Genomic DNA, 24,604 nt, shown 5'->3' with positions numbered 1-24,604 from the left:
CCCCCTCATTCCACCGCGGCGCGAACGGCCGTGATCACCTGCCCCTGCCGGTCCACCTCCGCCTTCAGCACGGCGATCGTCGCATCCAGCGCCGAGGTGTCGGGCAGCGCCGCGCCATTGCCGCCGACGCCGACCCCGACATAGGCGGCGGGCTTGCGGCACGGGATCGTCACCCGGCCGCTCTCGACAAGGCCCGTCACATTGTTGCGCGCGTGGCTGCAGGCAATGGTGTCGCGGATCTCGGCCCCGTCGACATTATCGAGCGTCAGCATCGAGAAATGGACGGCGTTGATCGGCGTCGTCAGCACCACGTCGCTGATCTTCACATCATCGGCGTTCATGATTGTGAGGCCGCGATAGAAATAGCCCAGCATGCGCACGCCGCTGATCGTCCAGTTGCGCCCGCGCGCGGTCGGATTGTTGACCAGGAACACGCCTTGCGTCGCTCGCCACCCATCGATCGCGACATTGCGGATGGTGAGGTTGTTCACCGGCCCGCCGCTCGACGCGATCTGGATGCAGTCGGGGTGCGCGCCGGCATAGGTCGCCACCCGCGCCCCGCAGGTGAAATTCTCGATCAGCACATTGTTTGCGCCGCCGAACTGGATTCCATCGGTCGACAAGTCGCGGACCGTGACGTTGCGCACCGTCACGCCCACCGGCTGCTCCAGCCAGCCAAGGCCCTGGTCCAGATTGTGCAGCACGCCATCCTCGACGGTGATCTGGCCATTGGCCCCGGCCCGGCCATCGAACATCAGGCCCACGCCCTTGCGCGGCTGCGCCAGGTCATAGGCGCTGGCCGAAATCTCGAAATTGCGGATGGTGGCATGGCCGCCATAAAGCTGCACCGCGCGCTGATAGGCAGGCGTCGCGGCCGTGGCGGGCATCGTCACCCGCAAGCCGTCGAAGGTCGGCCCCTGCGGCTTGTCGAGAGTGATCTGGTCGAACACGCCGCCCTTGATCGTCACGGCCTTCAGCCCGCCCCAGCGCACCGCGCCCATCGGCGCGTCGCCCAGCTCCACCACATCGCCGTCAGCAAGCTTCGGCAGCAGCGCCCTCACCTCGGCGGCAGTGGACGCCTGATAGCTGGCGGCATGGGCAGACGCCGGCAGCAGCGCCACCGCCAGCCAGACGGCGGCGACCGGAAACGCCAGGTCCAGCCGATCGTCTTTCTTCCAGCGCGGGCCGAACGGGTTCAGGTCCGACAGCACGGCGCGCCAGCCTTCCGGGCGGCCGTCGAGCTGCTTGGATTTCTCGCCCGCCTCCTTTGCCCAGAATATGGCGGTGGCGATCACAGCGCCGACGACGGGCGATCCGAAGATGAGGCCGAACACAAGCATCATGATGAGCGCGAGCGCCGCGTGTTTGAGCCAGTTCTTGAGCGATCCGTTCATAATTCCTCCTAGCCAACCTTCACGGCCACCCAGGCGCGCCCATCGTTGAGAATTTTCCAGACCTTGCCGACGGCTGCCGCATATTCGGCCATGCTCATATCGGCGAGCGTCTTGGCCTCGGTGCCGATCGACCCATCAGGGTTGCGGATGGCGATCAGATATTCGCCCACGGCCGCGCCGATGTGATTGGCCGGCACCTGGCCTGAAAAGGCGATGCGGTCATATTTCACCCGCTCCGCCTCAAGCGCCGCTTCCCATGCCGCCAGTTCAATCTCGAATTGCGCTTGCTCGGCAGGATCGACCGCCTCGCCGCCTTCGCCATCATCTACAGGCGTCGGCGCGACCGGCTTGGCACCGATCAGTTCCTCGCTGCCCCAGGTGTCGCCGCCGACATAGGCGGGATCGGTTGATTTGATCACGAAGCTGTGCGCCAGATCGAACTGGTCGACCAACTCGCCATCAGCATTGATGCCGCAGACCTGCCCGGCGGGAATGGTGCCGCAGTCCGGAGCCTTTTTTAAGTATTCGGCATAGTCCGCGCCCGATGCGTTGATAGTGCCACCGGCATTGATTGATCTTGATGTGGTAGAGTTTCTGCCTATGGCGAGAGCGGTGGCGGCCGACGATTGACCGCCGGATGTATGAGAGAAGAAGAACGCGCCGCTGACGCCATTATCTACGTCGAGAATCCCCTCACCCTGAGAGACATTTTTGTGAAACCGATGATTAGAGCTAGTCGCGGTTCCTGCAATGACATTGCCGCTACTGTCCACAACCACCTGATTGTGTCGGGCGATGCCGAGCGTCGTGAGAAAGGCCGCTGCGTCCGCGTCGTCCAGCAACGTGCGGACGAATGATGTCAGGTCGGCAAGCGCCGCCGTGCCCGAGCCGGTGAAATAGGGCAGCTTGTCTGCTGCGGACACCAACCCGGCGATTGCGGCGAGTTCATCGTCCGCGCTCGATACGCCAAGCGCCGCCGCGACTGCCTGCACTTCGACGATGAAATCGTTGAGTTCCGACACGAGCGTCGGGAACGCGGCGATGAAGGCGTCGGCCCGCGTGATGAAGGTTTCCGGCTCGTCCGTCCGGGCGGGCGGCGTCGGCATGGTGGAAATCGTCGGCAGCGTCATGTGAGGCCCTCAATCTGGATGGAGAGATAGGATTGGTCGCGGTGGGCGACCTCAAGAGCGAAGTCGCGGTAGAAGCCGAACGCCCATGTCGACGCGTAATCGTCGGTGCCGACGTAGACGATCGGCGTGGCGCGATATTCGGCAAGCATCGAATGAACGGCGTCGACCTTCGCCGCCTCGACAACCACCTTGAACTCGGCGCGCTTGGAGAATGCCCGCTCGACGATGGTGTAGTTGCCGAACTCGTCAGCGGTCTTGCGGCTGTAGTCGAGGATGCTGGTCTTTGCGCCGTACATCGTGCCGCCGACCGCGCGCGACTGGCCTATAACGCAAGTGCCCACCGTCGCGGTGCCGTCGGGCTGCGTCACGATCACCGTTATCGTCGGGTTGCCGATGATCGGCAGGTCGGTAACAACGAGGTCGGTCTTGCGCTGGATCGCCTCGAAGAAATAATCATACCAGTTGGCGATGCCGCTGTCGAAGACGAGGCCATAGGTCTCATCATAGATCACGCCATCCGCTACCGTTTCGGACTTGATCTGTACCGACACACCCGACAGGCCGAGCAGCGCGACACTATCGGCGCGACCGGTAATATCGACCGCGACTTCGATGCTTTCCGGATTGCTCGTCGTGCTGCCGTTCAACGTGTCGAACATGCGCCAGCGATTGGAATAGCCGAGGTCCAGCCATTTGGTCGTGTCGGTGAGCGCGTTTCCGACATTGCTCCCGACGAGGCTCTCGAACTCATGGTGCGTCGTCGGATCGAGAACGACATCGCCGTCCGCATAGCTCGTGCCTGCGTTATAGGACGTGTAAGTCGTGCCGATCAGCACCCACCACAGGGGCGAGGATGCAGGGGTGTTGCCGGTGTTGCCGTTCTGAAGCGACTGATAGACGCTCACCACCGTGCCCGAGGTGACGCCCACCACATCGTCGAGCGCATAGGTCGTGCCGCCATTGTAGGCGGTCGGCGCGGTCTCGTAGACGCTGCTCGTCAGGTCGGCGGCTTCGATGGTGGCTGGCCGGATGATCTTCACGGCGCGGCCTCCGTATAGACCGGCGTGTCGCTGTCATTGCCGATGCGCAGGTAATCGCCGCCGTCGGCGCGGTCGAGCACGCGCTTGATGCCGCCGCTGTTCGACACCTCCTGAAGCATCAGCGCCTTGAGTTCGGAGCGCATCGCCTTCACTTCGGCGAGAAGATCGGCGTTCGTCTGCCCGGCACTGACGAGCGATGGCGCGGCGATTGCTCCGACGCCGCCGACCGTTGCGGAGGTGATGCCGGACACGCCCTGGCTGACCGCAATCGCCTTGTCGACGTACTCGCGCACCATGGCGATGTCGCGCGCATATTGCGCCGCCGATGAAGCCCGGTCCTTGGCAAGCGACAGGAAGTCCCGCCCGATGCCGGAGAGCGAGCCGAGCGCCGTCTCGTCGCCCGCCGCCGCAAGCCCGCCGGTGGTCATCAGCTTCACCATCGCCTGCCGATAGGTGAGCGTGCCGGACGAGGCCCCGGAAAGCTCGTCACGGAAGGCGATCAGGTCGTCCGTGAACGCACGGAAGCGCGACCGAACCTCCTCAAGGGCGGCTGCGGCCTTTTCCTGTGCCTCCGCTGCAACCTCCGCCGCGTGGACCCGGCGCATCAGGTCTTTCAGTTCGTCCTTCGTCTGCGAAAGCTCGATCTGGCGCGCGAGGGCTGCGGCCGCAGTCGCATTGCCCTGCGCCTCAAGCAACCGAACCTCCAGCGCCCGGCGCTCGTTCAGCTTGTCGAGCGCTTCCGCTGCGGCCTGGTCGAGAATGTCCTTGCGCTGGAGGGCGAGCAGTTGCTCAAGCTGCGCATATTCAGCCGTCGTCGCGCCGGCCTCCTTGAAGATCGTCCGCAGGCCGTCGAACCTCTTTGTCAGGTCGTCCAGCGCCGCACCGGTCGGATCGAGCCGCGCCTTCAGGTCGGAGAACACGCCCTCGAACTGGAGCGCCTTCTGCAACTGCACCTGAATGTCGGAGCCGGCGCGAAGCAGCGCGTTGGTGGAATTGCGGATGCCCTGGATCGCGCCGCGCTCGATCGCCAGCTTCATCGCATAGGCAACCGCGCCCTCGGCATCCTCGTCGAACTCGACCGCGCCCTTTTTGATCTTCAGGCTGGTGCCGCCGGCATTGACGCGCCAGTCGCCATGACGCTGCCCGAGCGAGATGCGGCCGAAGTCGCCGACGGTGCCGCCGAACTGCTCGGCGATGCCCGCCAGCCCTTCCGTGAAGCTGTCGCCCGCGGTGACTGCGTTCGCCTTCGCCTTGCCGCTGTTTCCGGCAACGTCATAGCCGCCCGCCGTCAGGTCGACCCGGCCCCATTTCGTCTTTTTGAACGCGCCGCCGATCGCGCCGCCGATGATGCCGCCCGCGATCGAGCCGAGCGGACCTGCAATGGCCCCGCCCAGCTTGCCCATCATGGGACCGAGCAGCTCCTTGCCCAGCGTCTGCCCCAGCGCCCCGCCAATGGACGAGCCGAGGGCGCTATTCTGGCCGCCGTTGGCGATCATGCCGGAAGCGAGGCCGATGCCCGCGCCGCCGAGAAGGTCTTTCATCGTCTTGGCGAACTGCCCGTTCTCGCCGCCGAAAATGTCGTCCAGCTTGTCGGTCAGCGGCTTGAACGTATCCTTGCCGCCCGCCTTGCCGATGAGGGCGAACAAGCCCCCCAGCGGGCCGCGAGCACCCGAGAAATCGCCCCCGGCGAATCCTTCAAGCACGGCCCCGATGTCGGCGAGCGTCCGTCCGGCATCGCCAAGCTGATCGAGCGCGTTTACGATCCCGCGCACGCCGTCGAGCAGTTCTTCCTTGGCGTTCTTGGCGGCGTTCTTGAGGCCGAAACCCATCTCGGCCGCAGCTTCCTTGCTCAGCGAATCTATATCGTTCGCAACGGAGTCGATGAGGGCCTTGCGCTTCCAAACTTCGGCGTCCGCATCCGATAGGAGCTTATTGCCAACCGCGCGACTGATCTTATCCAGCTCCTCGCGATACCGGCGCGCAGAAGCGGTCAAAGGATCGTACTTGTCCTGAAGCGCTTCGAACTCAGACTGAGCCTGACGGATTTCCCGCAGAACCCCGGCCATCGCCTGCTCGAACTCGCGGTGGCGATCCGCCGCTTCCTTCGCCGCCTTAGCCGCCTTCTCCGTGCGATCGGCGAGGATTTCGGCCGCCTGCGCCGAGATGCGGGTCTTGGCCGCCGCGATGACATTCTTGCCGAGGCTGTCGGTGAAGCTGTCCATGGCCCCGCGCGCCTCACGGGTGCGCGCAGCAACCGCCGCCATATTGTCCGCGATGGTCCTTGCCGCCATGCCCTGATTGGGATTGGCGATATTGTCGATCCGGAACTCGCCCAGTTGCCCGAAGATATCCTGACCGATGAGGGCGTTCGCGCGGCTCGCAAGCGTGTTGATGCCCGCTATGGCCTTCTCGATCATCCAGTTCATGCCGTCGATGGCCTTGTTCGCTGCCTGCGCGAACAAATCGCCCATGATCGCCGGGAAGCGGTTCCAGACGTTCTTTACCGCCTCAAAGCTGCCGACAGCCAAGCCGTAGACGCTGGACCAGAGCGTCTTGTTGAAGTCGAGCCATGTGGTGAACGCATCGACCGCCCATTCCTTGATGGATGAGAAGACGGTCGAAAGCCCAAGGCCGTCGTCGATGGTTTTCCACAGGCCCTTGAACACGTCGCCCGCCGTGACGGTGACATTCTCAAGTTCCTTCATTTCCTTCGCGGTGAGGCCGAGGCTGTTGGCATAGTCCGTGAGCACGCCGCTGTCGTCGATCGACGATTGGAACAGCTTGAACGCGCCATAGGCGGTCCCTGCGGCTGCGGCGAGCGCGAGCAAAACAGGATTGGTCAGCACGGCGGCCGCAGCAGCACCGGCCATGCCGAGCAGCGCGCGCGTCAATCCGCCGACGCCGAGGCTGGCCTGCTGCATGATCCCGCCGATCTGCGCGCCCTGTTGGAGGAAGACGGTCAAGGGACGTTGCCCGGTGAGCAGCCCTTGCGCGACATCCTGAAACTGAAATGCGAGGTTCTGAACGTGATGCGCCGCAAGTCCGGTGTTCTTACCCATGTCGAGCGACGCAGAGCCGAAGCGCCTGATCTGTTCGGCCTGTCGCTGGGCACTGGCCGCGAAATCAGCGGCGGCCTGCGATCCGGTCCTGATCTGCCGTCCCGCCTGCGCCGTGCTGTCGCCCAGCCGGTCGACCGCGCCTTCCGCGCGCGTGCCCGCAGCCGTCAGCTTGTCCAGCGACGCAGCGCCGGAAGCAACTTCCGTGCTGTCGATTCTCAGGGCAAGGGATGCAAGGTCAGTCATCGGCCACCGGCGACGGGAGAGGAACGAGGCCGATCAGCGCAACCGATCAGGCAATGTCCCGGCTCAGCCGGAGGCGAAAGAGGCGCAACCTCAATCGCCCAAGACGTTATGCGAAAGACGCGGCGGGGTCAATCACGCTTCACCCGCGCGCCCCAGTCGGCGAGAAAGGCATGATCCGCCCGCCGGATCGCCTCAAGCTCCCACGGATCGAACCGGCGGCGGGTGACGCGCATATAGGCGTCGATGTCCAGATAGGTGATCCGCATCGGGCCCATGCCGGTCGAGCCGCGCGAGGCCGACAGTTCGGCAAAATCCTCCCACAGCGCCTCAAGGCCGTCGGGAAGCGCGGGAGCGTCGGCGAGACGCCTGGGCACCTCGCCGGTCTTGCGCCATGCCGCGTTCAGATGATCCAGTAGCGTGCGGCCGTCATCCTGTGGCGCGGCCAGTTCGAAATGGCTGATCGCGAACCGCTCGAAATCGGCGATCAGCCCTTCAAAAAAGCCTGGGTGTCGCCGACCGCCTCGTCAACCTGTTCGCGGATGAAGGGAAAGCGCTTGTCGAGATAGAGCTTGCGCGCGGCCTCCGCGCTGAAGGCAAGCTCGGCCCCATCGAGAACCATCCCGCGCCAACCGGCGGTGCAGGCGACAAGCAGGTCGACCGCATCGGATTCGATCTGTTCGACCGTCGGAGGCTCCTCGTCCTTGCCGCGGCGACGCTGTGCCGCCATCCGCTTCAGGCTCTCGTTCGCCTTGCGCCGGGTGTAATCCTGAAACGCCGACGAGTGCTTGCCGTAGACGGACACGAATATGCCGAGCCGTTCGCTCGTGATCGGATGCGTCAGTTCGATCTCGGTCGCAGCGTCACTGAGCGCGATGCTGGACAGGTCGAAGCCTGCTTTCTTGGTGGTCATGGTCTTCCTTCCCTCGTTTCCCCCTGGCGGGAAGGGTGCCAGGGGGAAGTGTTCAGCCGCGTCAGGCGACGAGGCTATCCTGAATGGTGAGGATCGTCTGGTCGTTGGCGAGTGCGGCCCCGCCAGCGCCGTTGATCTCGGCGGTGAAGTTGAAGGTCTGGATGATCTGCTTCTTGCCGTCGTCCTTGTCGTCGGTCAGCACCTTGACCCGCGACATCGAGAAGGTGACGAACTCCGCATCGGCGTCGTCGTTCTCCGCCAGGATCAGCACCAGCGAAGTCGCGTTTTCGCTGTCGAGATAATCGCTGATCGTGTCGTCCTGGAACACGGCCGTGAACGAGCCGCTGACCTTGATGTCGCCCTTGGTCATGTCGCTGATCGCGTTCGACCCGACGACCGCCTCGCCGAAGTTCATCTGCCCGTCGATGCTGATGTTTGCGGACGTGATGGCAAGCTGACGCGTGCCGGCGAACAACGCGATGCCATTGACGGCGGTGAGGATCTCCGAGGTGGTTTCGGCGGTCGGCGTGGTGAGCACCTGCGACCCCGACTTGGTCCGCGCAAGACCCATGAGCGAAAGCTGCATGGTCGCGTTGCCGGTGGCGGGCAGGCCCACGTCGATCCGGCCCACCTGCACATCGGTATAGAGGTGCGAGCGGGACAGGTCGCTGTGCCATTCCTCGACGGTGAAATAGTCGTTGGTGTGGCTGCTCGTCGGCGCGAGCGTCTTCTTTCCTGGTACGCTGACCGTGCAGGACGCAATCGGACCTTCGGCGGTGAGCGAGCTTTCGTTCATCACCAGCACGGTCAGGACCGTCGCCGTCACGCCGGTGACGACCAGGTTCTTGCCGACGTTGGCCGGGTCGAGTGAGCCACCCGCAAGCCGGACAACATCGCCGATCTTGATCCCGCCGGTCAGGAAGTCGCCCGAGGCGCGCGTGATCGTCCAGCTTGAACCGGAACCCGCCGCGATGGTGAGCGAAAGGCTGGTGATCGACGAGGTGGCTGCGAACGCCCGGCGGAGAACCGCCGCCATGAACTCCGCATAGGTCGCGCCGGAAAGCAGGCCGTTGATGGTGCCGCTCACCCGGCCGATACCATGCTTGTCGCCGGTATACTGCTGGTGGGAGGTGATCTCGTTGGACGAATAGGTGTCCTTCTGGAGATTGAAGGTTGCCGTCTCGCGGCGGAGCAACTGCCCGCCGGAACCGGATGCAGCCGTGCCCTTGCCCGACTGCTTCTTGTAGGTGAGTTGCTTGTAAAGACCCTGTGCGTCGGTCATGGCTCAGCTCCTTATGATGGCGTAGAATCGCACCTTAACCGGCACGACATAGCGATCGTCCTCGATGCGGCCCGAGGCGATTTCCGGCGTCCGTTCGACAACCACGGTGACGCCCCCGGACGTGAAGGAGCGGCCGCGATAGAATGTGGCTCGTATCAGTTCGGCGCGCGTGGCGGCTGCCGATGGGCCTGCGTCGAGCGGATAGGCAAGCGACACCTGAAGATAGCCGCGCTCGGTGTGCGACGGCCCCCATTCGATGTTTTCCGGTTCTGCGGTGAGCAGGTAGACGCGCTGATATGGCGTCCCGGATACGGGCGCATAGGGCGTGTTTTCCCATGCTGACGCCATGGCGGGCGTCATTGCCGCAAGAGCCGATTCCAGAGCAGCGCGGACATGGACAATGCTCATTCCGGCAGCGCCTCCACCGCGTCGTCGACGATCTTCTGGAATTGCATCGCGGTCAGACCGACAAGGCCGGTTGGCGCTTGCCTCGACCGGCCATCTTCGATCCGGAGCGCATAGGGCGCGTTGTTCACGAGATAGTAGACCTTGCCCGCCGACTGCTCCGGTATCCCGGCAATGATCGCGCCTTGCGTGCGCCCGCCCGTCGGGTCGACGCCCGCCACTTCCCCTTGTGGCATGACGTCGACCCCGAGCCGCCAGTTCGCCCGGAAATGCCCCCCGACATATCCTTTGGGCGGCGGCGACTTCCAGAACGTCGCATCCCCGACAGGCGAGCGGCGATCGAGTTCGGCGGCGACACGCACAACGATCCCGCCGACCGCATCATCGGCTTTCGCCTTGGCCTTTTCGGCAAACTTCTGGAGGTCAAGGGCGAAGGTCATTCCGTCCCCCGGATCGTGCAGGTGTAGAGCAGGTCCGTGCCGTCGGGTGCGAGCGGCGCAATGTCGATGATCGTATAGGTCTTGCTGCCGATCAGAACGGTGTCGTCCACGTTCGGAGCAGTCAGGGCCTCGCCGTCAGCCGCAAGCGTGGCGAGCAGCAATTGCATGTCGCCCATCTGGATATTGGTGCCCGCCATCTTCCGCAGGCCGGTCGAGAACGGCAGGACGACTCCGTAACCATCTTCAGTCGCGGTGGTAATCGCGGAGGTTCCGGTCGCCGGATCATATGCGCCGGCAGTGCGATAGGTGACGGTGACAGCCGCGCCCTTGTCCTGGATCGACGCGGCCGCCCGCTGCCTCATTGCGGTATAGACGGTCATGCGCGCACCAGCCTCATCATCGCGGACGATCCCTTGAGGTATGGGGCGAGCATCATGTCGATCGCGCGATACTGCGTCGCCTGATGGGCATGGGCGCTGTATTCGGTTTCGATCGGGCCGACCTTCTCCCGGATCACGGCGCGCTCGATGTCGGGCGCAAGGTCTCCGGCCGCCGCCTTCAAGGCAAGGTCGATGCAGGCGTTGCGGATGTCCGCAGGCACTATGTCGCTGTCGACCGGATAGCCGTCGACGCAAACCTCATATCGCGGCCAGTCGAGCGCCTGCGTGCTGTTGATGCGAGTTCCACGCCAGCGGTTGCGATAGGCGCGGATCATGTGAACGGTCGCGCGCCGGAGCGCTTCCTCCTTCTCCGCCGTGGAGAGCGTGGCCCAATTGGTCAGGCCCAGCGCGGAAAGGCGCGTGTCGGCATCGGCCACCGACGCATAGCTTTCGGCCGTGGCCGATCCGGTGCCAGTTTCGACATCAAGGCTCATGCCGCGCTCCTCAATGGGTAGGACTGCTGAACTCCGGCCAGCGGGAAACCCTGCGCCCGGCCTGCCAGCGGATAGGTGTCGTGATCGCCGCCGCTGATGGCTGGCGAGGCGGCCGAATGAAGGTGGATCACATTGTCGACGGTGACGGGGCTGTGCGCGGTGACCGCAGGCGCACCGGCAGCATGGTCATGTGCTGCATCGTCAACGGAAGCGCTGATGCCCACATCTATCGACGGCTGCGCGGCTGAATGGTCATGCGCCGCACTGTCCACCGCGACCGGCGAGTGCGCGACAATCGAAGGGGTGTCTGCAACATGGCCGTGGCTTGCATCGGCGGCCGCGATGCCCGTGTGCGCGGTGACGCCTGGGCTGGCCGCCGCATGTCCGTGCGATGCACTGTCGACCGCCAGAGACCCGCCGACGATGATGGAGGGCTGGTCCGCCGAATGTGCATGGCCCGCCTCGTCGACGGAAACGGGCGTGTGGGCGGCAATCGCGGGCGCGGTTGATGCGTGGCCATGCGCCGCGTCATCGGCGCTGACAGGGCTGTTCCCGGCGACCGCAGGAGCATCCGCGCTGTGGGAATGCGCCGCATCGTTGACCGCAACCGGGCTGTGGGCCGTGATTGCCGGGCTGGTCGAGGCGTGATCGTGGTTCGCCCCGTCTGCGCTTACAGGACTGTGCGCCGCGATGGAGGGCGTTTCGGCAGCGTGACCGTGGGTGGCTGAATTTACCGCCGTCGATTGGTGTGCCGAAATCGTCGGCGAGGTTGCCGAGTGGCCGTGCGATGTGCTGTCGGGGCTGACGGAATAAGCCAGGACAGCCGCCACCGCATCGATCGTCGGTGCGATCTGCCGCCCGTTCGTGATGCCGTCGCCGTCGACATGATCGTCATAGATCATGTTCTGATCGGCCGTCGTCCCACTGGGGTCAGGATGACCCAGCGCATATACGTCCACGACGACATTGCCGGGATCGCTCGCCAGCTTCAGTGTGATCGTATCGGTGCCGACCGTGATCGGCGTCGATCCGTCCAGCGACAGCGCACCGCTAAGCCCGCCTTCCGGATACACCACAAAGCGCGGCGCGGGCGATCCGACCGCCACCAGCGCGCTTGCACCGCTGGGCAATGCCACCGACAGCACGATATCCGTGCTGCCTGGCGCACGCCGTGCGCCCGTGATCGCCGGTCCCTCGTTGCTACCCGACAGGCCCAGGCCCGGCAGTGCCGCACGGTGGAAATGATGTGCCAGCGTGATATTGCCTGGCTGCCCCTGATGCACGGCATCTTCAAGCGTCACGTCATGCGGCTCGACATATTGACCGCCGTTGACGGTCGCCCAGTTCCTGCCCGCGCGGCGTATCTCATGGATTTGCGCGATCGTTCCCGCCGCACCCGATGTCCGGGTGGCCATCGCGCAGACGATGGTGTCGAATGCGGAGCCAAGCACCGCATTATGTGCGGCGGCATCCGCCACGATCGCATCCAGATTGCTTTCGAACGTGGCCTGGCTGACGCCATCCCCGGCGTCATTGCCACCCTGGTGGATCATCCACGTCTCAAAGCCGCCGACAGCATCCCACACGCCGCGCAGCTGGTTGTTCAGCGTGGTGTCCGGCAGCCAGTCTCCCGTCGCGGTCGATCCTTGCGAATGGCCGGTCATGGCGCAGTTGACGCCGGACGCGGCCACCTGTCGCCGCAGGAATTCCGAGGCGAAGGTGCTGCCCCAATTGCCGCCGTCCGCCGGTGCCTCCCATGCGGGCGACGTGACGCTGATGCCGGTTTCGCCGCACCGCGCATAGATCGAGCAATAGGGGCTGATCGTCACGCCAAGGCTGGCGTTCGTGCCCGTATATGCAGGCATCTTGCCGAACTGGCGCGCGGCCTGGCTCTGCCCTTGCAGCGAGATAATCCGCCCGACCATGATCCGGGTCGTGCCAAGCACGATCTGGCCGGTGTCGTCATCCGGCATCAGGTCGAGATAATACCACCCCGTGCCCGCCGGAACATCCGGGCAGCTGATCGTTGCCGCACCCACCGAAAGCGCGCCGCTATGGGCAACGGTCCAATCCTGCACCACCGGATTGCCGCCCGTCTCCGCGTCGCGCAGCCGGTATTTGACGCTGGACGTGATCGGGGCATTGACGGTGACAGGCACCGGCACGGTGCCAGCGCCCTTGCCATTCGCCCCGCCGGTCTTCGTCGACCGCTGGAAGATCCGCAGATCGGGCAGCTGCGGCATGATGAGCGTGGCCGATGCGTAATCGGTGACCGTCAGATTATCCCAGTGATAACCCGTCGAATCGGTGGGCGCTCCGCCCGAATTGCGGAAGCCGACCTTTCCGGCATCGGTAATGGTGTTGGCCGTTGTCGAACATGTCAGAACATCATCGACGTACAGCCGCTTGGTGCCGTTCCGGACCTCCACCCTCAGGTGATAGGTAGTGCCTGCCACCAGCGTAAACGCCGAGGAATTGTTGTTCGTGAACGAACCGCTGACCGTGTGGCCTATCGTCCAGCCAGTGCCGTTCAGCCACCCGAAAACGACGTAGGTATTGCTGCTCTGGATGCGGGCGGCGATGAAGGTGCTTTGCGATATCGTGGTGTGAACGTGGAAATCGGCTTCGACATCGTATTCTGCACCGGCGGGCGTCCATTCCGACTGGACAACGACGGTGGTGGCGTTTGCCCTGATGCGGTTGCTGCGAACAACGAAATTGCCGGTCAGCGCCGTCCACGCTTCACCGCTGTCTGCGGCATGCGCCGTCAGCAGCGTGCCATCGGCCGCCGTGAAGGTGTCGTTTAGCGCAGCCACCGTCAGCCCCGATCAGCTCGGGTCGGCGATCTCTACATCCCACGCGCCGAGGTCGACCGTGCCGCCAGAGGTGACAGCGGTGGACGAGCAGGTCGTGACGTAGAGCAGCGTCGTCCCGTCATCGAGAGCGATGTGCGTGCCGGTGCCGGTCGCGTCTACGGTCACGCCGGACTGCGCGGCCACCGTCACCTTGCGGCCCGAGGTGTCGCCATCGGCCTTTGTGAAATCACCGCTGTCGATCGTCACATCCGCCAGTGCGACCGCCGCGATACCCGCGAAGTTCGCAGGCTGGCCGGAGCACAGCGACGCGCGCGTGGCGGTGGCGATCTTGTCGAGCGCAGCGTCGAGGACGGTGTTGTCTACTGCTTTTGCCATTTAGGCCTCCACCCAGCCACCGACGCGATAGTTCTCCACCTCGGTGGGATGAACATCGGCCGTGTGCGGTTCGGGATAGGTTGCGTCGCGGGACATGTTTCGCTCCTTCGGGTGTAAAGTGGCGGGGCTTTCGCCCCGCCCGTTCATCAGCCGAGAAGCAGGGCAATGTGTTCAGACTTCACGGCCTTCACACCCCAAGCCAGCGCAACTTCGTACTGGACCTGTCGATACTGCTTATACATCGACACTTCGAAGCTCAGGCCCGAACGAGGGTCCGATACGATCTCGCGATCCGAAGCCGAGTCCCCTTCAACCGGAAGCGCAGGGGCGCGGGTGGCGAGGGCGATAGCCGAGCGGGTGAACGCCATGTTGCGGGCGGCCGCCGCAATTACGGTGATGACCTTTTCACCCGAAATTGCTTTCCGCAGACCGGGAGCCGCAAGCGTGATGGTGTCGCCCGTTGCGGGGTTAGCGCCCGCCTGCGAGACCGAGGCGACGACGTATTTGTTCGTATCGTCGGCAATGGTGATGACATCGCCAGCGACGCAAGCGCCCGTACCGGTGGCGTTCTTGAGTGACAGGACCGTTGCGCCGACTGCGTAGCTACCGGTCGCGACAGTGCCGCCCGACATCGTGCCGGCGGTGCTGGTTTTGACAGCTGCCGATTCACGGAGCATCAGGCCCGCCTTGTTCACGATGATGCCCTGGTTCTGCATGATCGTGTCGCCAGCGATATCGTAGCGCGACTGGAGACCAAGCAGCTTTGCGCCGGCGGTCGTATCGATCACAAGTTGCGCGTCGGATGCGTTGCCGTTGTCCTTAAGGATTTTCAGCACGTTGGAAGCGTCGCTGAAATCGCCAGCGGTGCCGAATGGCGTCTGTGCGGCGGTGCCGTATGCGCGGGAAGCTGCGATGTGCAGCGCGGCCAGATCGCCCTCAACCTCATTGCAGAGCGTGCGCATAGCCTGCGCAAACTGATCGACCATGATGCGGCTGCGCGTCGGCCCATTGTTGTTCAGGCCGAGCGACTGCTCACCATTCCAGCGGACGGGCACCCGACGGGCTTTCTGAATCGTCATATCGACGTTGCCGATGGTCTGCTCGCCATCGTCGGGCGGCGTCACAGCGGGCGTGATGTCGGAAGCCGTCGAAGCTGGCGCGACGGGTGAGCGCACAGTCTGCCCTACGGCAGCGCGCTCAAAGGTCAGGTCAGATGACACGGCGGGAATGAAGCCGACCAGTTCGCGCGACACGACATCAAGCGCGTTGTAAAGGTCAGGAATCAGGTCGGTAATGGTGTTGACGGCCATGATGGGCGCTCCGATTGCGTGTGATCCTGGGAAAACCGCAGTCGGCGCAACCAACTATTGCGGGCCCGGCGCAACCGGAGGTGGAGCAGGCGCAACCCGCTCACACCCCGATGGATTTCATAACCGTGCTGTAATGTCAAGCCGCCGCGTCGACGACCTTGCCCCCGTCCTTGGCGAAAGCAGCCCGCGCGCCATGGTCCATCCCGTCCCATTGCTGGCGCGTGACGGTCTTTCCGCCGCCGCCCTGACCGCCACCACCAGCGCCGCCGCCGCTATTGCCCGGAGCCGCGACAAACTTCTTGCCGGTGTCGGACGCAGCCCATTCCTTGATGAAATCGCCAAGCGGCTTGTCGCCATACATTGCGAGGCGGCTGTCACCATCGACCTTGATCGATGCGCCGCCGCTGAACTTCGCGGTCAGGCTGTCGATGAAGTCCTCGTCCTTCACGCCATTGGCGAGCAGTGCCGTCTTGAGGCCGTCCTGAATGAGCAGGCGCTGCGTGAAGCCATTCTCGGTCTCCAGCGCCTTCACGGCCTTGTCGCGCTCTGTGGTCAGCGCCTTGACCTGCTTCTGCACCTCGGCGAGGTCGGATAGCGCCTTGTCGCGCGCATCCTCGGCCGCCTGCAGGTCTTCCGGCTTGATGTCCTGCTGCTGGCGGAGCTTCTTCTGCAGGTCCTTCTTTTCGGTGAGCAATTCGGCGTTCTTCGCCTCAAGCCCTTCGGTTGCCTCGGCGACGGCCGCAGCGACCGCCTCCTTGATTGCTGCCTTCACCTTCGGATCGTTCATATTGAGTTCGTCTGCCATAGTTTCCTCCGTTTAAGCCGATTGCAGTTCGTCCAGTGTCAGTTCTCGCCCGGTCCCGCTAACCAGGTCGCTCAGAGTGATTTTCCCCGCCCGGAACATCTCCGCGCGCCGCCGCCCAAGCGCCTTGTCGACGAATGCGGACGGTTGGCGGGACAGGAACTCGTCGAAGGTGATGCTGCCCGCGACAGGCCCGGACGACGACGCGCGCTGGCCGGTGTCGGTCGGTTCGTCGATGTCGAGGCCCATGTCGCGGAAGGTCTTCGGGATCGGCGATGCCACGCAGCGACAGGACCAGTGCGCGGGTGGAAGCTGGAATGCGATTGTCGCCCCCTTGAGCTTCTTGCCCTCCAGATCCCATTGTTGCCCGTCCAGCGCGGCGCAGGTGCGGCACGTGTTGCTATCGAGCGTCGCCAGCCATCGGACACCCTTCACGAGCCGGTGATTGCGCCGGAAGGTGGCAAGACGCGCCTCGTTGGCCGCGCTCATCACGGAGGAATGCACCAGCGTTCGGGCGTTGCGACGGGCGATTTCCATGATGCCCGGCTCGCCGCGCTTGCCGACGATGCGCTGCACGATCCGCTCCTGCGCCTCGCCGTTGACGACGCCCTGCCGGACCTGTGCGGCGAACTTCCATGCGGTGTCCTCGGCCTGGCGCGCCCACCATGCCGACGATGGAGCGCCGTCGATCAGCACGTCCTTCGTCAGCGACGCCAGCGTTTCCGCTGTCGGTTTTGCCGCGGCGACCGGGAAATATCCGTCCAGCGCCTCGACCGTCTTCTCCGCGATCACCAAGGCGAGCGCCTGCGTGTCGACTGCCTGCGCGGCCACCCCATAGGCAGGACCGATCGCTGCTTCCGCCTGCCGGATCAGGTCGGCGATCTGGCGCTTGCTGGCGGCGGAAAGCGCGCGACTGTCGAGCAGGGCGCGCAGTTCGTCCTCCAGTTCGCGCAGGATGCTTTCGACCTCGCGCGCGCCGAGCGCAGACACGTTCTGCAGCATCAGCGCGTGACGAAGAATGGCGTCCTGAAGTTCGATGTCGCTCACGCAGCCACCGCAGGCGCAGGACGTGCGGGCATCGCAGGCCCGTCCGAACCGATGCGCTCCTGCTCCTCGTCGAATGTCAGGTCGGCCGCAACCACATCGCCGCGCTGGAGCAGATCGAACATGGACTGCTTCGACAACTGCCCGGCCTGCACCGCGCCCACAAGCGCCGTCAGCGTCTGCGCGTCGAGCATCATCGGGTTGAAATCGCGGTTGATCTGATAGGTGATCTTGCCGCTGTGGCCTGCCCATTGCGCGAACACGCCGAGCGCCCATTCCAGCCCATCCGAAACCGAAGTGACGATGCGGGCGAGGATGCTGTTCTCGCCCGCCCGCTTGATCTGCGTCGCGCCGAGCGTCTCGATCTGCTTGGTTTCATCGGCGATCATGCGCGCGCCGAGGAGTGCCATCTCCTGTTTCTTTTCCCGGCTCGCCTCGCGCAGTTCGGTGAGACCCTGCCCGGTGAACTCCAGATAGCTCGCCTTGGCCTGCGGGTCCGAGAACACCCATGCCGAAGTCGATCCGATGTAGAGGCTCTGCGGGTTCTCGGGGTCGGGATGATAGCCAGCGACAACCGGCGTCGGCAGGCCGGTGAAGTGCAGCCCGTGCCGGTAATCGCTGTTGATCTGGTAGAGCGCGAGGTTCGCGTCGATCAGGTCGATCAGCGGCGGCTCGTCGATATTGTCGCCCTTGCCGTTCGGGCCGACGATCACGAAGGGAATGAAGTCGAGCGTCTTGCCGTTCATCAACGGGAAGATGTCGCTGCCGATCTGGATATCCTTCTCGTCCTCGCGCTTGAACATCCGCTGGCGATAGGTGGTCTGGCCCTGAGCATTGGACACCAGGTCGAGCACGCGATAGCGATCCTCCAGCTTTTCCTTGAACTCATCCTCGGCGACCGCCTCACTCTCCTTCAGCACCACCATTGCGAGCATCCATGCGTTGTTGATGCGCTGGAACTTCCAGTTGATGATGCTCTCGGTCGCGTAGATGTGGATCGCCGGGCGCAGGCCGAGGCGCTGGGCGGCGTCGACCGTCAACGCGCTCACGCCTTCCGGCATCGGCGGATGATCGACCAGCAGCCCGATGCGGCCAACCTCAAGCACGTCCTCGACCACGGTGGACGCAAGCGCATCGAGCGAGACGCCCGCCATGTTCACGTCGAGAAGATAGGCCTCGATCCCGGCCGGCACCTCGACTGTCGGCGGCTTACGGAAGGCCATGCCGTTTAGCCCGTCGATCGTTCGCCATGACCCGTTGAAGAAATCCGAGCGCTTGCGGCGCGCGTCGTAGTCCTTCTGCTCCTCGTCCTTCAGCTTGGGCAGATACGCTTCTCCGGCAGCGTGAACCGCGTCCTGCCCGGCGACTGTATCGCGGCAACGCTTCCACTTCGGCGAGTATTTGTCGTAATCACGATGAGTTGAGTTGACGGCCATGTTAAATCCCCCCGATGGAAATGCGGCGCATGTCGCGGCCGATGACTGGATAGCGGTAGAAAAGAAAATATCCTGCGGCGTCGTTCATGTGGTCCAACCCGCTGCTTTTGTCCGGCTCGCCGTTCTTGTCGTAAGCCTGCTTTTCCAGTGACTCGACCAGCGACGGGCATTTGTCGACATTCACCTTGAGGCGACGCTTGCCTGCGCTGTGGATCATCTGGTTGACTGCAAGCACGCGATCCTTGACCGCCGGATTGCTCGACGCGACCATGACGTTGAACCGGGCGGCGCGCAGCAGGGCGATGTCGCTCTCGCTCGCATTGTTCGACCGGCGGCTGTTCCCGCTCGCGTCCGGATAGACGTAGATCACATGCCCGGCATAGCGGGACTTGATCGTCGCGATCAGCGCCGGCGTGTCGAGGATGCCGGTCAGTTCGTCGACTGCGTGCGGATCGCCGTCGCGCAGCACGAATACCGCGCTTGCCATGTTTCCGACGTTGAAATCCTGCCCGATGTGCAGCGGCTCGCTGACCTGGATCGTCTCGCGGCTCGCGTTCAGTTCCCGGTCGAACTCGGGATAGACGCTGCCCGCCGTTAGGTTGACGAACTCGCCTTCGAGGTAGGCCGCGAGCAGGTTGGTGGGATAGCTGTCGCGAAGGCTCTGAATGTATCCGTCGGGCAGGTTGGCGGCGTTCGACATCGTGGTCGCCTTGATCAGCCGATAACTCGCCGCCGGGTTCTTCTTCCAGCGCTCGTAGACGAACCGGAAGCCTTCGGGTGTGGTTGCGACGCCGACGGTGTTGAGCGATCCGTCCGGCTTCTTCTGGCGGTTCCGCGCAATGGCCTTGTTCCACACCTCGCGCGCCTTGTCGGTCGCCAGCGTGTCCAGCTCGTCGAGTATGCTGTCGGCAACCTCATAGGCGACGATCCGCGCCGGATTGTCCATCGTGCGAAGGATGATCGAGCCATTGTCCTCGATGTCGATCAGGCTGTCGTTCTTGTTGATCTTGAACGGCACGGCGATCTCCGTCAGCACCTCCTCGAAGCGCGGCATCGCCATGCGGGCGACAAGATCGTAGGTCGGCAGGTAATAGGCGACGGACTGCCCTGGGTGGCCGAACTTGAGCCTGAGCGTCCGCCAGATGGCAGCATGCGATTTGCCCGCGCCGAAGCCCGCCACCAGCGCCGGGAACTGCTCCGGCGCGGTCACGAACTCATGTTGCGGGCGGGTGAGCATCATCATTCCGGCTGCACCCCGAAGTTGAGCACGACGGTGCGCTTTTCGGTGACCTTCTGGTCGATCTTGTCGGTGATGAGGCCGAGCAGCTTGGCCTTGCCGAGAGTTGCCGACACCGCGGCGGCTGATTGCGGTTTGGGCGCGCCGAGAGCGGCAAGGCGGGCTTCGTCGAGTTCGGCGATGAGGTCGTCGACGGTGATGCCAAGGCGCTCGACCTGTGCGGCCCGAAGCTCATCGACCCTTCCCGCGATCTTACTGTCTGCCAGCAACTCCGAAGCCCTGACGTTGATCGTCGAAGGTTTGCTCTTCGACGCGTCATAGGCCCGCCGATATGCCTCACTGGCGTTGCCGGTCTCGACGTATGCGAGGCAGAACGCTTCCTGCTTCGGCGTGAGGGCCATCACTCACCCCCTCCGATGTGCCAGTTGCCGCAGACCCGGCAGTGGTAGGCGCGGCATCCCGGCTTGAACTTGTCGCGGCGCATGATGCTGGCGATGTGCTTTTCCGCATCGCGGCGGGACAGGTGCGGAGTCTTTCCCGAGCACTCCCAAAAGGCGACGGGGGAACGGGTACGCTTTACGAGATCAAGCTGCGGTCCACCCAGTGCCACTCGAATTGCCGGTGCGTTTCGCACCAAACCAGAACGAGCTGCTCGTCCCCGCTGATTTCGTCCAATTCGTCTATTTCCGAATAGTCCAGTCGATGTTCCATGCTTGGACTTCCTCCCTCCCTTGCTTGGACCACAGGACCAGACCGGACCAGACATTTCTGATATGTCCTCATGCGCGCACGCGTAAGGCTTATAGGAAAAACTGCGGTCCACTGTGGTCCTGTGGTCCAGATCAATCATTGTAGAAATCTCCAGATTTCGGGCTAAGTAGTTCAATTCCTTTGAATCCTCGGTGCTTTCCAAGGCTCGGCGGAAGGCGATGCTGGACCAGACCAAGGCGTCCGAGATTTTCGAGGAGACTATTTTTCGCCCCAGGCCTTTCACCCGCTGCGATGGCGTATCTGGACCAGTCGTTGAACAGATTTGCGCTGCTGGTGAACAGACTGTGATTGCCTTTTTCGACCCGGCAGTTGTCCTCCAACCACTGGCTGATCAGGTCTTGCTTCTCGAAATAAGTATCGGTCGCCACCACAACTTCGGCGGGTCTGGCGAGGCCCTCGGCCTGCCATTCCGTGCACCCCTTGAGCGCCCATCCGAGGATGCGCGGGGCTTCCTCGCGCAGTTTTTCCTCGAGCATGTGATCGGGTGCATCCGGCTTGTGGATGAAAGGCAGCATGTTGAAGCGCCGCCGCATGGCGGCATCGACGTTGTTCAGCTTCGGTTGATGGTTTCCCGCAAACAGAAGCTTGAAATGGGGCTGGTAGGTAAAGAAATTCTCGCGCATGAAGCGCGCCGTGATGGGATCGCCACCGGTCAAGGCTTTGATCCTCGCCTCGGCCCACGCGCGGCCCTCTTCGGTCTCTGACGCAGTAACCAGCCGCGCGCCCTTGAGCATGGCCAGTTCGGTTGGGTGGCTGCTGAACTTGCTGGACGTAAACGTGTCCATGGGTGCATTTTGAGCGTAGTCTCCAAGTATGTGAACCAAGGTATTGAGGAAGACGGATTTCCCGTTCCCGCCCGGACCATAAATAAAGAACAGTGAGTGCTCGGTGGTCATGCCCGTGAGGCAGTACCCGGCCACGCGCTGGAGGTAGGTCATCATGGCCGGATCGTTGCGAGTGGCATCTTGGAGGAACTGAAGCCAGCGCTCGGGCCTCTCGCTCGACGGCTGGCAACTGGTTCGTTTGGTAATGTATTCACCTGGACGCGGCTTATGCATCCTGCCTGTTTTTAGGTTAAGCGTTCCGCCGGGCGTGCCAAGCAGCCACGGATCGCTGTCCCAGATCTCCGATGTGACGGAGTGAACCGGGTCGGCGCGAGCAAAGCGCTCAGCGCCCGCCGCGACACTGGATTTGCACATAGCCTTTCTGCCGGAGCCGAGCCTTCGCCCGAGAACTCGCGCATAGTGAAACGCTACGGGAGTATCGAGTTTCATCCAGTGAGTTTCGGCCCACTGGAACCACGCACCGGCATGATGGTCGAAACGCATTGTGCTGCCGAATTCACGAGTGAAGGCGAGCGCCACCGAATCCTCTGACGGCTCCATCGCGTGCGCGTTTGGCAGCTCGACGACATTGTTCATGTCCTCATCTGGATCATCAAAGGCGGCCGGAACCCGTTCGGCTTGGGTCTTCGCCTCGGCCTCCAGCCATGCAGCCTCGTCATCTGATGCCGTCACGCGCATGGCCTCTCCGGTCGTCCGGTTATAATTTCAGCACTGGTGCGCTCCGGAAGGCTCTCGACCTCCTCGATCGCCGTAAGCGCCTGAAGCATCGTCATCAGGGCATCGCTGATCTTTTGCAGATCGTCACCGAGCAGGTCGCGATAGAGATAGGTGCTGACCATGTCGCTGATGGCCCAGGCCACATGCTTGCGCCATTCCGGGCGGCCGGGTTCGTTATTGCCAAGCGCCTGCTGCGCAAGGTTTTGCGCAATCATCATCCGCTTCCGGAACTTCAGTTGCGCCGGGTCGGCCGCGAACGGCACAACAAGCCCAAGCTGATCCTCGGTCATGCGGCGATCCTCCCGACGAAAGGCGCGCCGGCGTGCATCAGGTGCTTCATCAGCGTTTCCGGGGTGCGGTAGACGCCGCATTTGTGCCCCATGCGGTAAAGCCGGTTCAGGCGCTCGCGCTGTTGCGTGGACGGCATTTTCTGCCCGTCCTTGAACTCCGCGAAGAAAACACCCCGGTCGCTGTCGTGATGGGCGGCCCATGTGATGACGAGATCGAGCGCGCCGGCTCGCGCGCCCTCGCGCCAACGCTGGATGCGCTCCCAGTCCGATGCACGTCCGGCATTCGGAATGGCGACGATATCTACAGCGGGCGCTATGCGCGCCATCTGCGCGATGAACGACTGTTGCCGCTGGATTTCGGACGAGGTTAGTCTGTCCTTCGGCTCGATGAACCATGGCTCGTCGCCATCCTCCGCGATGGCGAGCAGATCATCCAGGGGACTGCGCACGCTGGCGTCTCCCTTGCTCGACCTGAAGCATGTATTCGGCGCGCTTGAGCGACAGCCGATATTGCTTCGCCAGTGATACGGCTGTGATGTTGCGCAGGTGCACCGCGCTTGAGAGAAGCCGCTGTGCATTGGCGACGGCCTGCGCGCTGTCTACGGCGGGCGGCTTGTATGTGTTGGCGCGGATCATGCTCATGCCGCCACGCCTCCCAATGTCTGCGTGTAGACGCGGCTGAAACTCTGCCTGCGTTCGGGACGCGCTGGCGCTTCGGCCGCGGCGAACATGCGGTTGAGCAGCTTTTCCGGCGTCTCGCTGGCGGCCTGATCCTCGATGATCCGACGCGCCTCCGCTGACGGAACTCGCTTCACCCGCACCAAGTGGCGATATTCGTTGACCAGATGTGGTGGACACCAGTCGAGCACGGTCGCCGTGCGCTTACGCCCGGCTTCCGGACGAGAGGCGAGATAGTTTTGCCACTGCTCGTCCGTCCACGGCCTTGTGCCGAGCGCACGGGCGCGTTCGCGGATTTTCTGCGGATCACGCTTCGCCCGCGCCCTGGTGATGCGGTCGACCAGCATCGCGCGGTAGGCGGGATCTTCTAGCTTGCGGTTGACGGCAGCGCGATGACGGGCGCGGAGTTCCGGGTCAGCCATGATCGCGCGGGCACGCTCGGCCTGGTTCCTTTTCAGGATGATGGGGTCTTGCCTGATGCCGAGGATGCGACACGCTGATTTGACCGTGCCGATCGACATTCCGATTGCGTCGGCGATTTCGGCATGGGGTCTGCTGTCGCCGATCATCCGCCGCAGCGTGTCCTCGTGCTGCGTCCAGCTATATTCCCCCCGCCTCGGCATCAGAACGCCAGTCCGAGTTGGACGGCGTAGGTTTCGCGCAATGCGTTCTGCTCCTCGCGCTTCTGGCGCTCGACAGCCCGCTCACGGATCACCCATTTGATGGTCGGAACGTCGAAGCCCTGGCTCTTGGCCTCGGCGAACACGTCTTTCAGGTCATCGTTGAGGCCCTTGCGCTCCTCGATCAGGCGCTCGGCGCGTTCGACATATTGGCGAAGCTGATCGGCGGCCACGTTCATCGGCATTTCCCCGGAATTGTGCCCGGCCGTCGGCGCGGACGTATCGATATGCTCAAGCTCGCCACGCGCTTCCGCTGCGTCGGTCAGGCGCGCCTCTTCGGCGTTGAACCCGGCGATCGATGCGGCGGCCTCGGTCGATTGCCCGCTCCGACGCGCGGCGAGATAGGCGCGGAGCTGGATGGAGCCCGGTGATGCTGGATTATTCCCCCCGGACATGGGTCAGGCCACGCGCCTCAGATGGCGGTCGGCACGAGCGATAAGGTTGTCGAGCTTTGCGCGCGCCCTGCGCAGGACCGGGGCGATCTCCACCAGTTCCTGATGCGTCAGGTCGGACCCGCCATCGCTGTCGCCTTCCTTGGCCTCCGCGATTGCATGGGCGGCGGAAAGCACCGGTAGCAGGTCGCAGCCGTCGGTGTTGCAAGTGGCGTGTTGAGGCACGGCGCGGGAACCGGATGGCGCGATGGCTGGATCGATGGTTCCCGGGCCGAATTCGTGCTCGAAACTGAGCAATGTGACCGTGTCGAGATTGCCCTTGAGCCCGCGGGCGTTTTTGATCGTGCCGGGCGAAACTCCTACCCGGTCGGCAAGATCCTCGTCGGTCAACCGGTGCTCGAACTGCACCCGGCGGATCATTTCGGCGACCCCTG

The 24,604-nt window shown here is 63.7% G+C and carries 27 protein-coding genes; all 27 read right to left on the bottom strand.

Translation table 11 applies throughout. From position 1 onward, the window contains the following. Positions 1-5 precede the first annotated feature (5 nt). A complete protein-coding gene (locus BSL82_RS01320) occupies positions 6-1,394 on the bottom strand; it encodes a right-handed parallel beta-helix repeat-containing protein (RefSeq protein WP_072595680.1) in 1,389 nt (462 codons plus the stop codon). Between the two features lie 8 nt (positions 1,395-1,402). Then, positions 1,403-2,524, bottom strand: a complete 1,122-nt coding sequence (locus tag BSL82_RS01315) for a hypothetical protein (RefSeq protein ID WP_072595679.1) — start codon at positions 2,522-2,524, stop codon at positions 1,403-1,405. Continuing rightward, on the bottom strand, positions 2,521-3,564 hold the full coding sequence (locus BSL82_RS01310; protein WP_072595678.1) for a hypothetical protein: 1,044 nt from the start codon (positions 3,562-3,564) through the stop codon (positions 2,521-2,523). The genes BSL82_RS01315 and BSL82_RS01310 overlap by 4 nt, the downstream gene beginning before the upstream one ends. After that, positions 3,561-6,866 (bottom strand): phage tail length tape measure family protein, encoded by a 3,306-nt coding sequence (locus BSL82_RS01305; protein WP_072595677.1) that lies wholly within the window; start codon positions 6,864-6,866, stop codon positions 3,561-3,563. The genes BSL82_RS01310 and BSL82_RS01305 overlap by 4 nt, the downstream gene beginning before the upstream one ends. Before the next feature lie 128 nt (positions 6,867-6,994). Further along, on the bottom strand, positions 6,995-7,270 hold the full coding sequence (locus BSL82_RS01300) for a phage tail assembly chaperone (protein WP_418361284.1): 276 nt from the start codon (positions 7,268-7,270) through the stop codon (positions 6,995-6,997). A gap of 80 nt (positions 7,271-7,350) precedes the next feature. Continuing rightward, positions 7,351-7,776 carry a hypothetical protein gene (locus BSL82_RS01295; RefSeq protein WP_072595675.1) on the bottom strand — a complete coding sequence of 142 codons (426 nt, stop codon included), beginning with the start codon at positions 7,774-7,776 and terminating at the stop codon, positions 7,351-7,353. A 61-nt stretch (positions 7,777-7,837) separates the two neighbouring features. Continuing rightward, a complete protein-coding gene (locus BSL82_RS01290) occupies positions 7,838-9,058 on the bottom strand; it encodes a phage tail tube protein (protein WP_072595674.1) in 1,221 nt (406 codons plus the stop codon). Between the two features lie 3 nt (positions 9,059-9,061). Then, positions 9,062-9,466 carry a phage tail terminator-like protein gene (locus BSL82_RS01285; protein WP_072595673.1) on the bottom strand — a complete coding sequence of 135 codons (405 nt, stop codon included), beginning with the start codon at positions 9,464-9,466 and terminating at the stop codon, positions 9,062-9,064. Next, positions 9,463-9,903, bottom strand: coding sequence for a hypothetical protein (locus BSL82_RS01280; RefSeq protein ID WP_072595672.1), 441 nt, complete (start codon positions 9,901-9,903; stop codon positions 9,463-9,465). The genes BSL82_RS01285 and BSL82_RS01280 overlap by 4 nt, the downstream gene beginning before the upstream one ends. Continuing rightward, positions 9,900-10,283 (bottom strand): hypothetical protein, encoded by a 384-nt coding sequence (locus BSL82_RS01275; RefSeq protein WP_072595671.1) that lies wholly within the window; start codon positions 10,281-10,283, stop codon positions 9,900-9,902. The genes BSL82_RS01280 and BSL82_RS01275 overlap by 4 nt, the downstream gene beginning before the upstream one ends. After that, positions 10,280-10,777, bottom strand: coding sequence for a DnaT-like ssDNA-binding protein (locus BSL82_RS01270; RefSeq protein WP_072595670.1), 498 nt, complete (start codon positions 10,775-10,777; stop codon positions 10,280-10,282). Before BSL82_RS01270 ends, BSL82_RS01275 begins: the two co-directional genes overlap by 4 nt. Then, positions 10,774-13,593: a ribosomal eL19 family protein gene (locus tag BSL82_RS01265; protein WP_072595669.1), complete on the bottom strand. Its 2,820-nt coding sequence runs from the start codon at positions 13,591-13,593 to the stop codon at positions 10,774-10,776. The genes BSL82_RS01270 and BSL82_RS01265 overlap by 4 nt, the downstream gene beginning before the upstream one ends. A gap of 12 nt (positions 13,594-13,605) precedes the next feature. Continuing rightward, a complete protein-coding gene (locus BSL82_RS01260; protein WP_072595668.1) occupies positions 13,606-13,968 on the bottom strand; it encodes a hypothetical protein in 363 nt (120 codons plus the stop codon). A gap of 146 nt (positions 13,969-14,114) precedes the next feature. Next, entirely contained in the window at positions 14,115-15,278 is a 1,164-nt protein-coding gene (locus tag BSL82_RS01255) for a major capsid protein (protein ID WP_072595667.1), read from the bottom strand. 136 nt (positions 15,279-15,414) lie between these two features. Further along, positions 15,415-16,083: a hypothetical protein gene (locus BSL82_RS01250; protein ID WP_072595666.1), complete on the bottom strand. Its 669-nt coding sequence runs from the start codon at positions 16,081-16,083 to the stop codon at positions 15,415-15,417. Positions 16,084-16,095: 12 nt separating this feature from the next. Further along, positions 16,096-17,127: a phage minor head protein gene (locus BSL82_RS01245; protein WP_072595665.1), complete on the bottom strand. Its 1,032-nt coding sequence runs from the start codon at positions 17,125-17,127 to the stop codon at positions 16,096-16,098. After that, positions 17,124-18,560, bottom strand: coding sequence for a DUF4055 domain-containing protein (locus BSL82_RS01240; protein WP_072595664.1), 1,437 nt, complete (start codon positions 18,558-18,560; stop codon positions 17,124-17,126). The genes BSL82_RS01245 and BSL82_RS01240 overlap by 4 nt, the downstream gene beginning before the upstream one ends. Position 18,561: 1 nt before the next feature. Beyond that, positions 18,562-19,803, bottom strand: a complete 1,242-nt coding sequence (locus BSL82_RS01235) for a phage terminase large subunit family protein (protein WP_072595663.1) — start codon at positions 19,801-19,803, stop codon at positions 18,562-18,564. After that, on the bottom strand, positions 19,800-20,198 hold the full coding sequence (locus BSL82_RS01230) for a terminase small subunit (RefSeq protein ID WP_072595662.1): 399 nt from the start codon (positions 20,196-20,198) through the stop codon (positions 19,800-19,802). Before BSL82_RS01230 ends, BSL82_RS01235 begins: the two co-directional genes overlap by 4 nt. 175 nt (positions 20,199-20,373) lie before the next feature. Continuing rightward, on the bottom strand, positions 20,374-20,508 hold the full coding sequence (locus tag BSL82_RS21510; RefSeq protein ID WP_257786809.1) for a hypothetical protein: 135 nt from the start codon (positions 20,506-20,508) through the stop codon (positions 20,374-20,376). A 131-nt stretch (positions 20,509-20,639) separates the two neighbouring features. Next, positions 20,640-22,091, bottom strand: a complete 1,452-nt coding sequence (locus BSL82_RS01220; protein WP_083578972.1) for a phage/plasmid primase, P4 family — start codon at positions 22,089-22,091, stop codon at positions 20,640-20,642. After that, on the bottom strand, positions 22,082-22,420 hold the full coding sequence (locus tag BSL82_RS01215; RefSeq protein WP_072595660.1) for a hypothetical protein: 339 nt from the start codon (positions 22,418-22,420) through the stop codon (positions 22,082-22,084). Before BSL82_RS01215 ends, BSL82_RS01220 begins: the two co-directional genes overlap by 10 nt. Next, a complete protein-coding gene (locus BSL82_RS01210) occupies positions 22,417-22,869 on the bottom strand; it encodes a hypothetical protein (RefSeq protein WP_072595659.1) in 453 nt (150 codons plus the stop codon). Before BSL82_RS01210 ends, BSL82_RS01215 begins: the two co-directional genes overlap by 4 nt. Then, positions 22,850-23,062 (bottom strand): hypothetical protein, encoded by a 213-nt coding sequence (locus BSL82_RS01205; RefSeq protein ID WP_072595658.1) that lies wholly within the window; start codon positions 23,060-23,062, stop codon positions 22,850-22,852. Before BSL82_RS01205 ends, BSL82_RS01210 begins: the two co-directional genes overlap by 20 nt. Beyond that, positions 23,059-23,721 (bottom strand): hypothetical protein, encoded by a 663-nt coding sequence (locus BSL82_RS01200; protein ID WP_072595657.1) that lies wholly within the window; start codon positions 23,719-23,721, stop codon positions 23,059-23,061. The genes BSL82_RS01205 and BSL82_RS01200 overlap by 4 nt, the downstream gene beginning before the upstream one ends. Continuing rightward, positions 23,721-24,173, bottom strand: coding sequence for a DUF2312 domain-containing protein (locus tag BSL82_RS21660; protein WP_418361266.1), 453 nt, complete (start codon positions 24,171-24,173; stop codon positions 23,721-23,723). Before BSL82_RS21660 ends, BSL82_RS01200 begins: the two co-directional genes overlap by 1 nt. 3 nt (positions 24,174-24,176) lie before the next feature. Continuing rightward, a complete protein-coding gene (locus BSL82_RS01190) occupies positions 24,177-24,590 on the bottom strand; it encodes a hypothetical protein (RefSeq protein WP_072595656.1) in 414 nt (137 codons plus the stop codon). Positions 24,591-24,604: the final 14 nt, after the last annotated feature.

Source organism: Tardibacter chloracetimidivorans (assembly GCF_001890385.1).
Classification (GTDB): Bacteria; Pseudomonadota; Alphaproteobacteria; order Sphingomonadales; family Sphingomonadaceae; genus Tardibacter; species Tardibacter chloracetimidivorans.
Note: the sequence above shows the minus strand (reverse complement) of the source record. Positions and strands in the feature narration are given on the sequence as shown.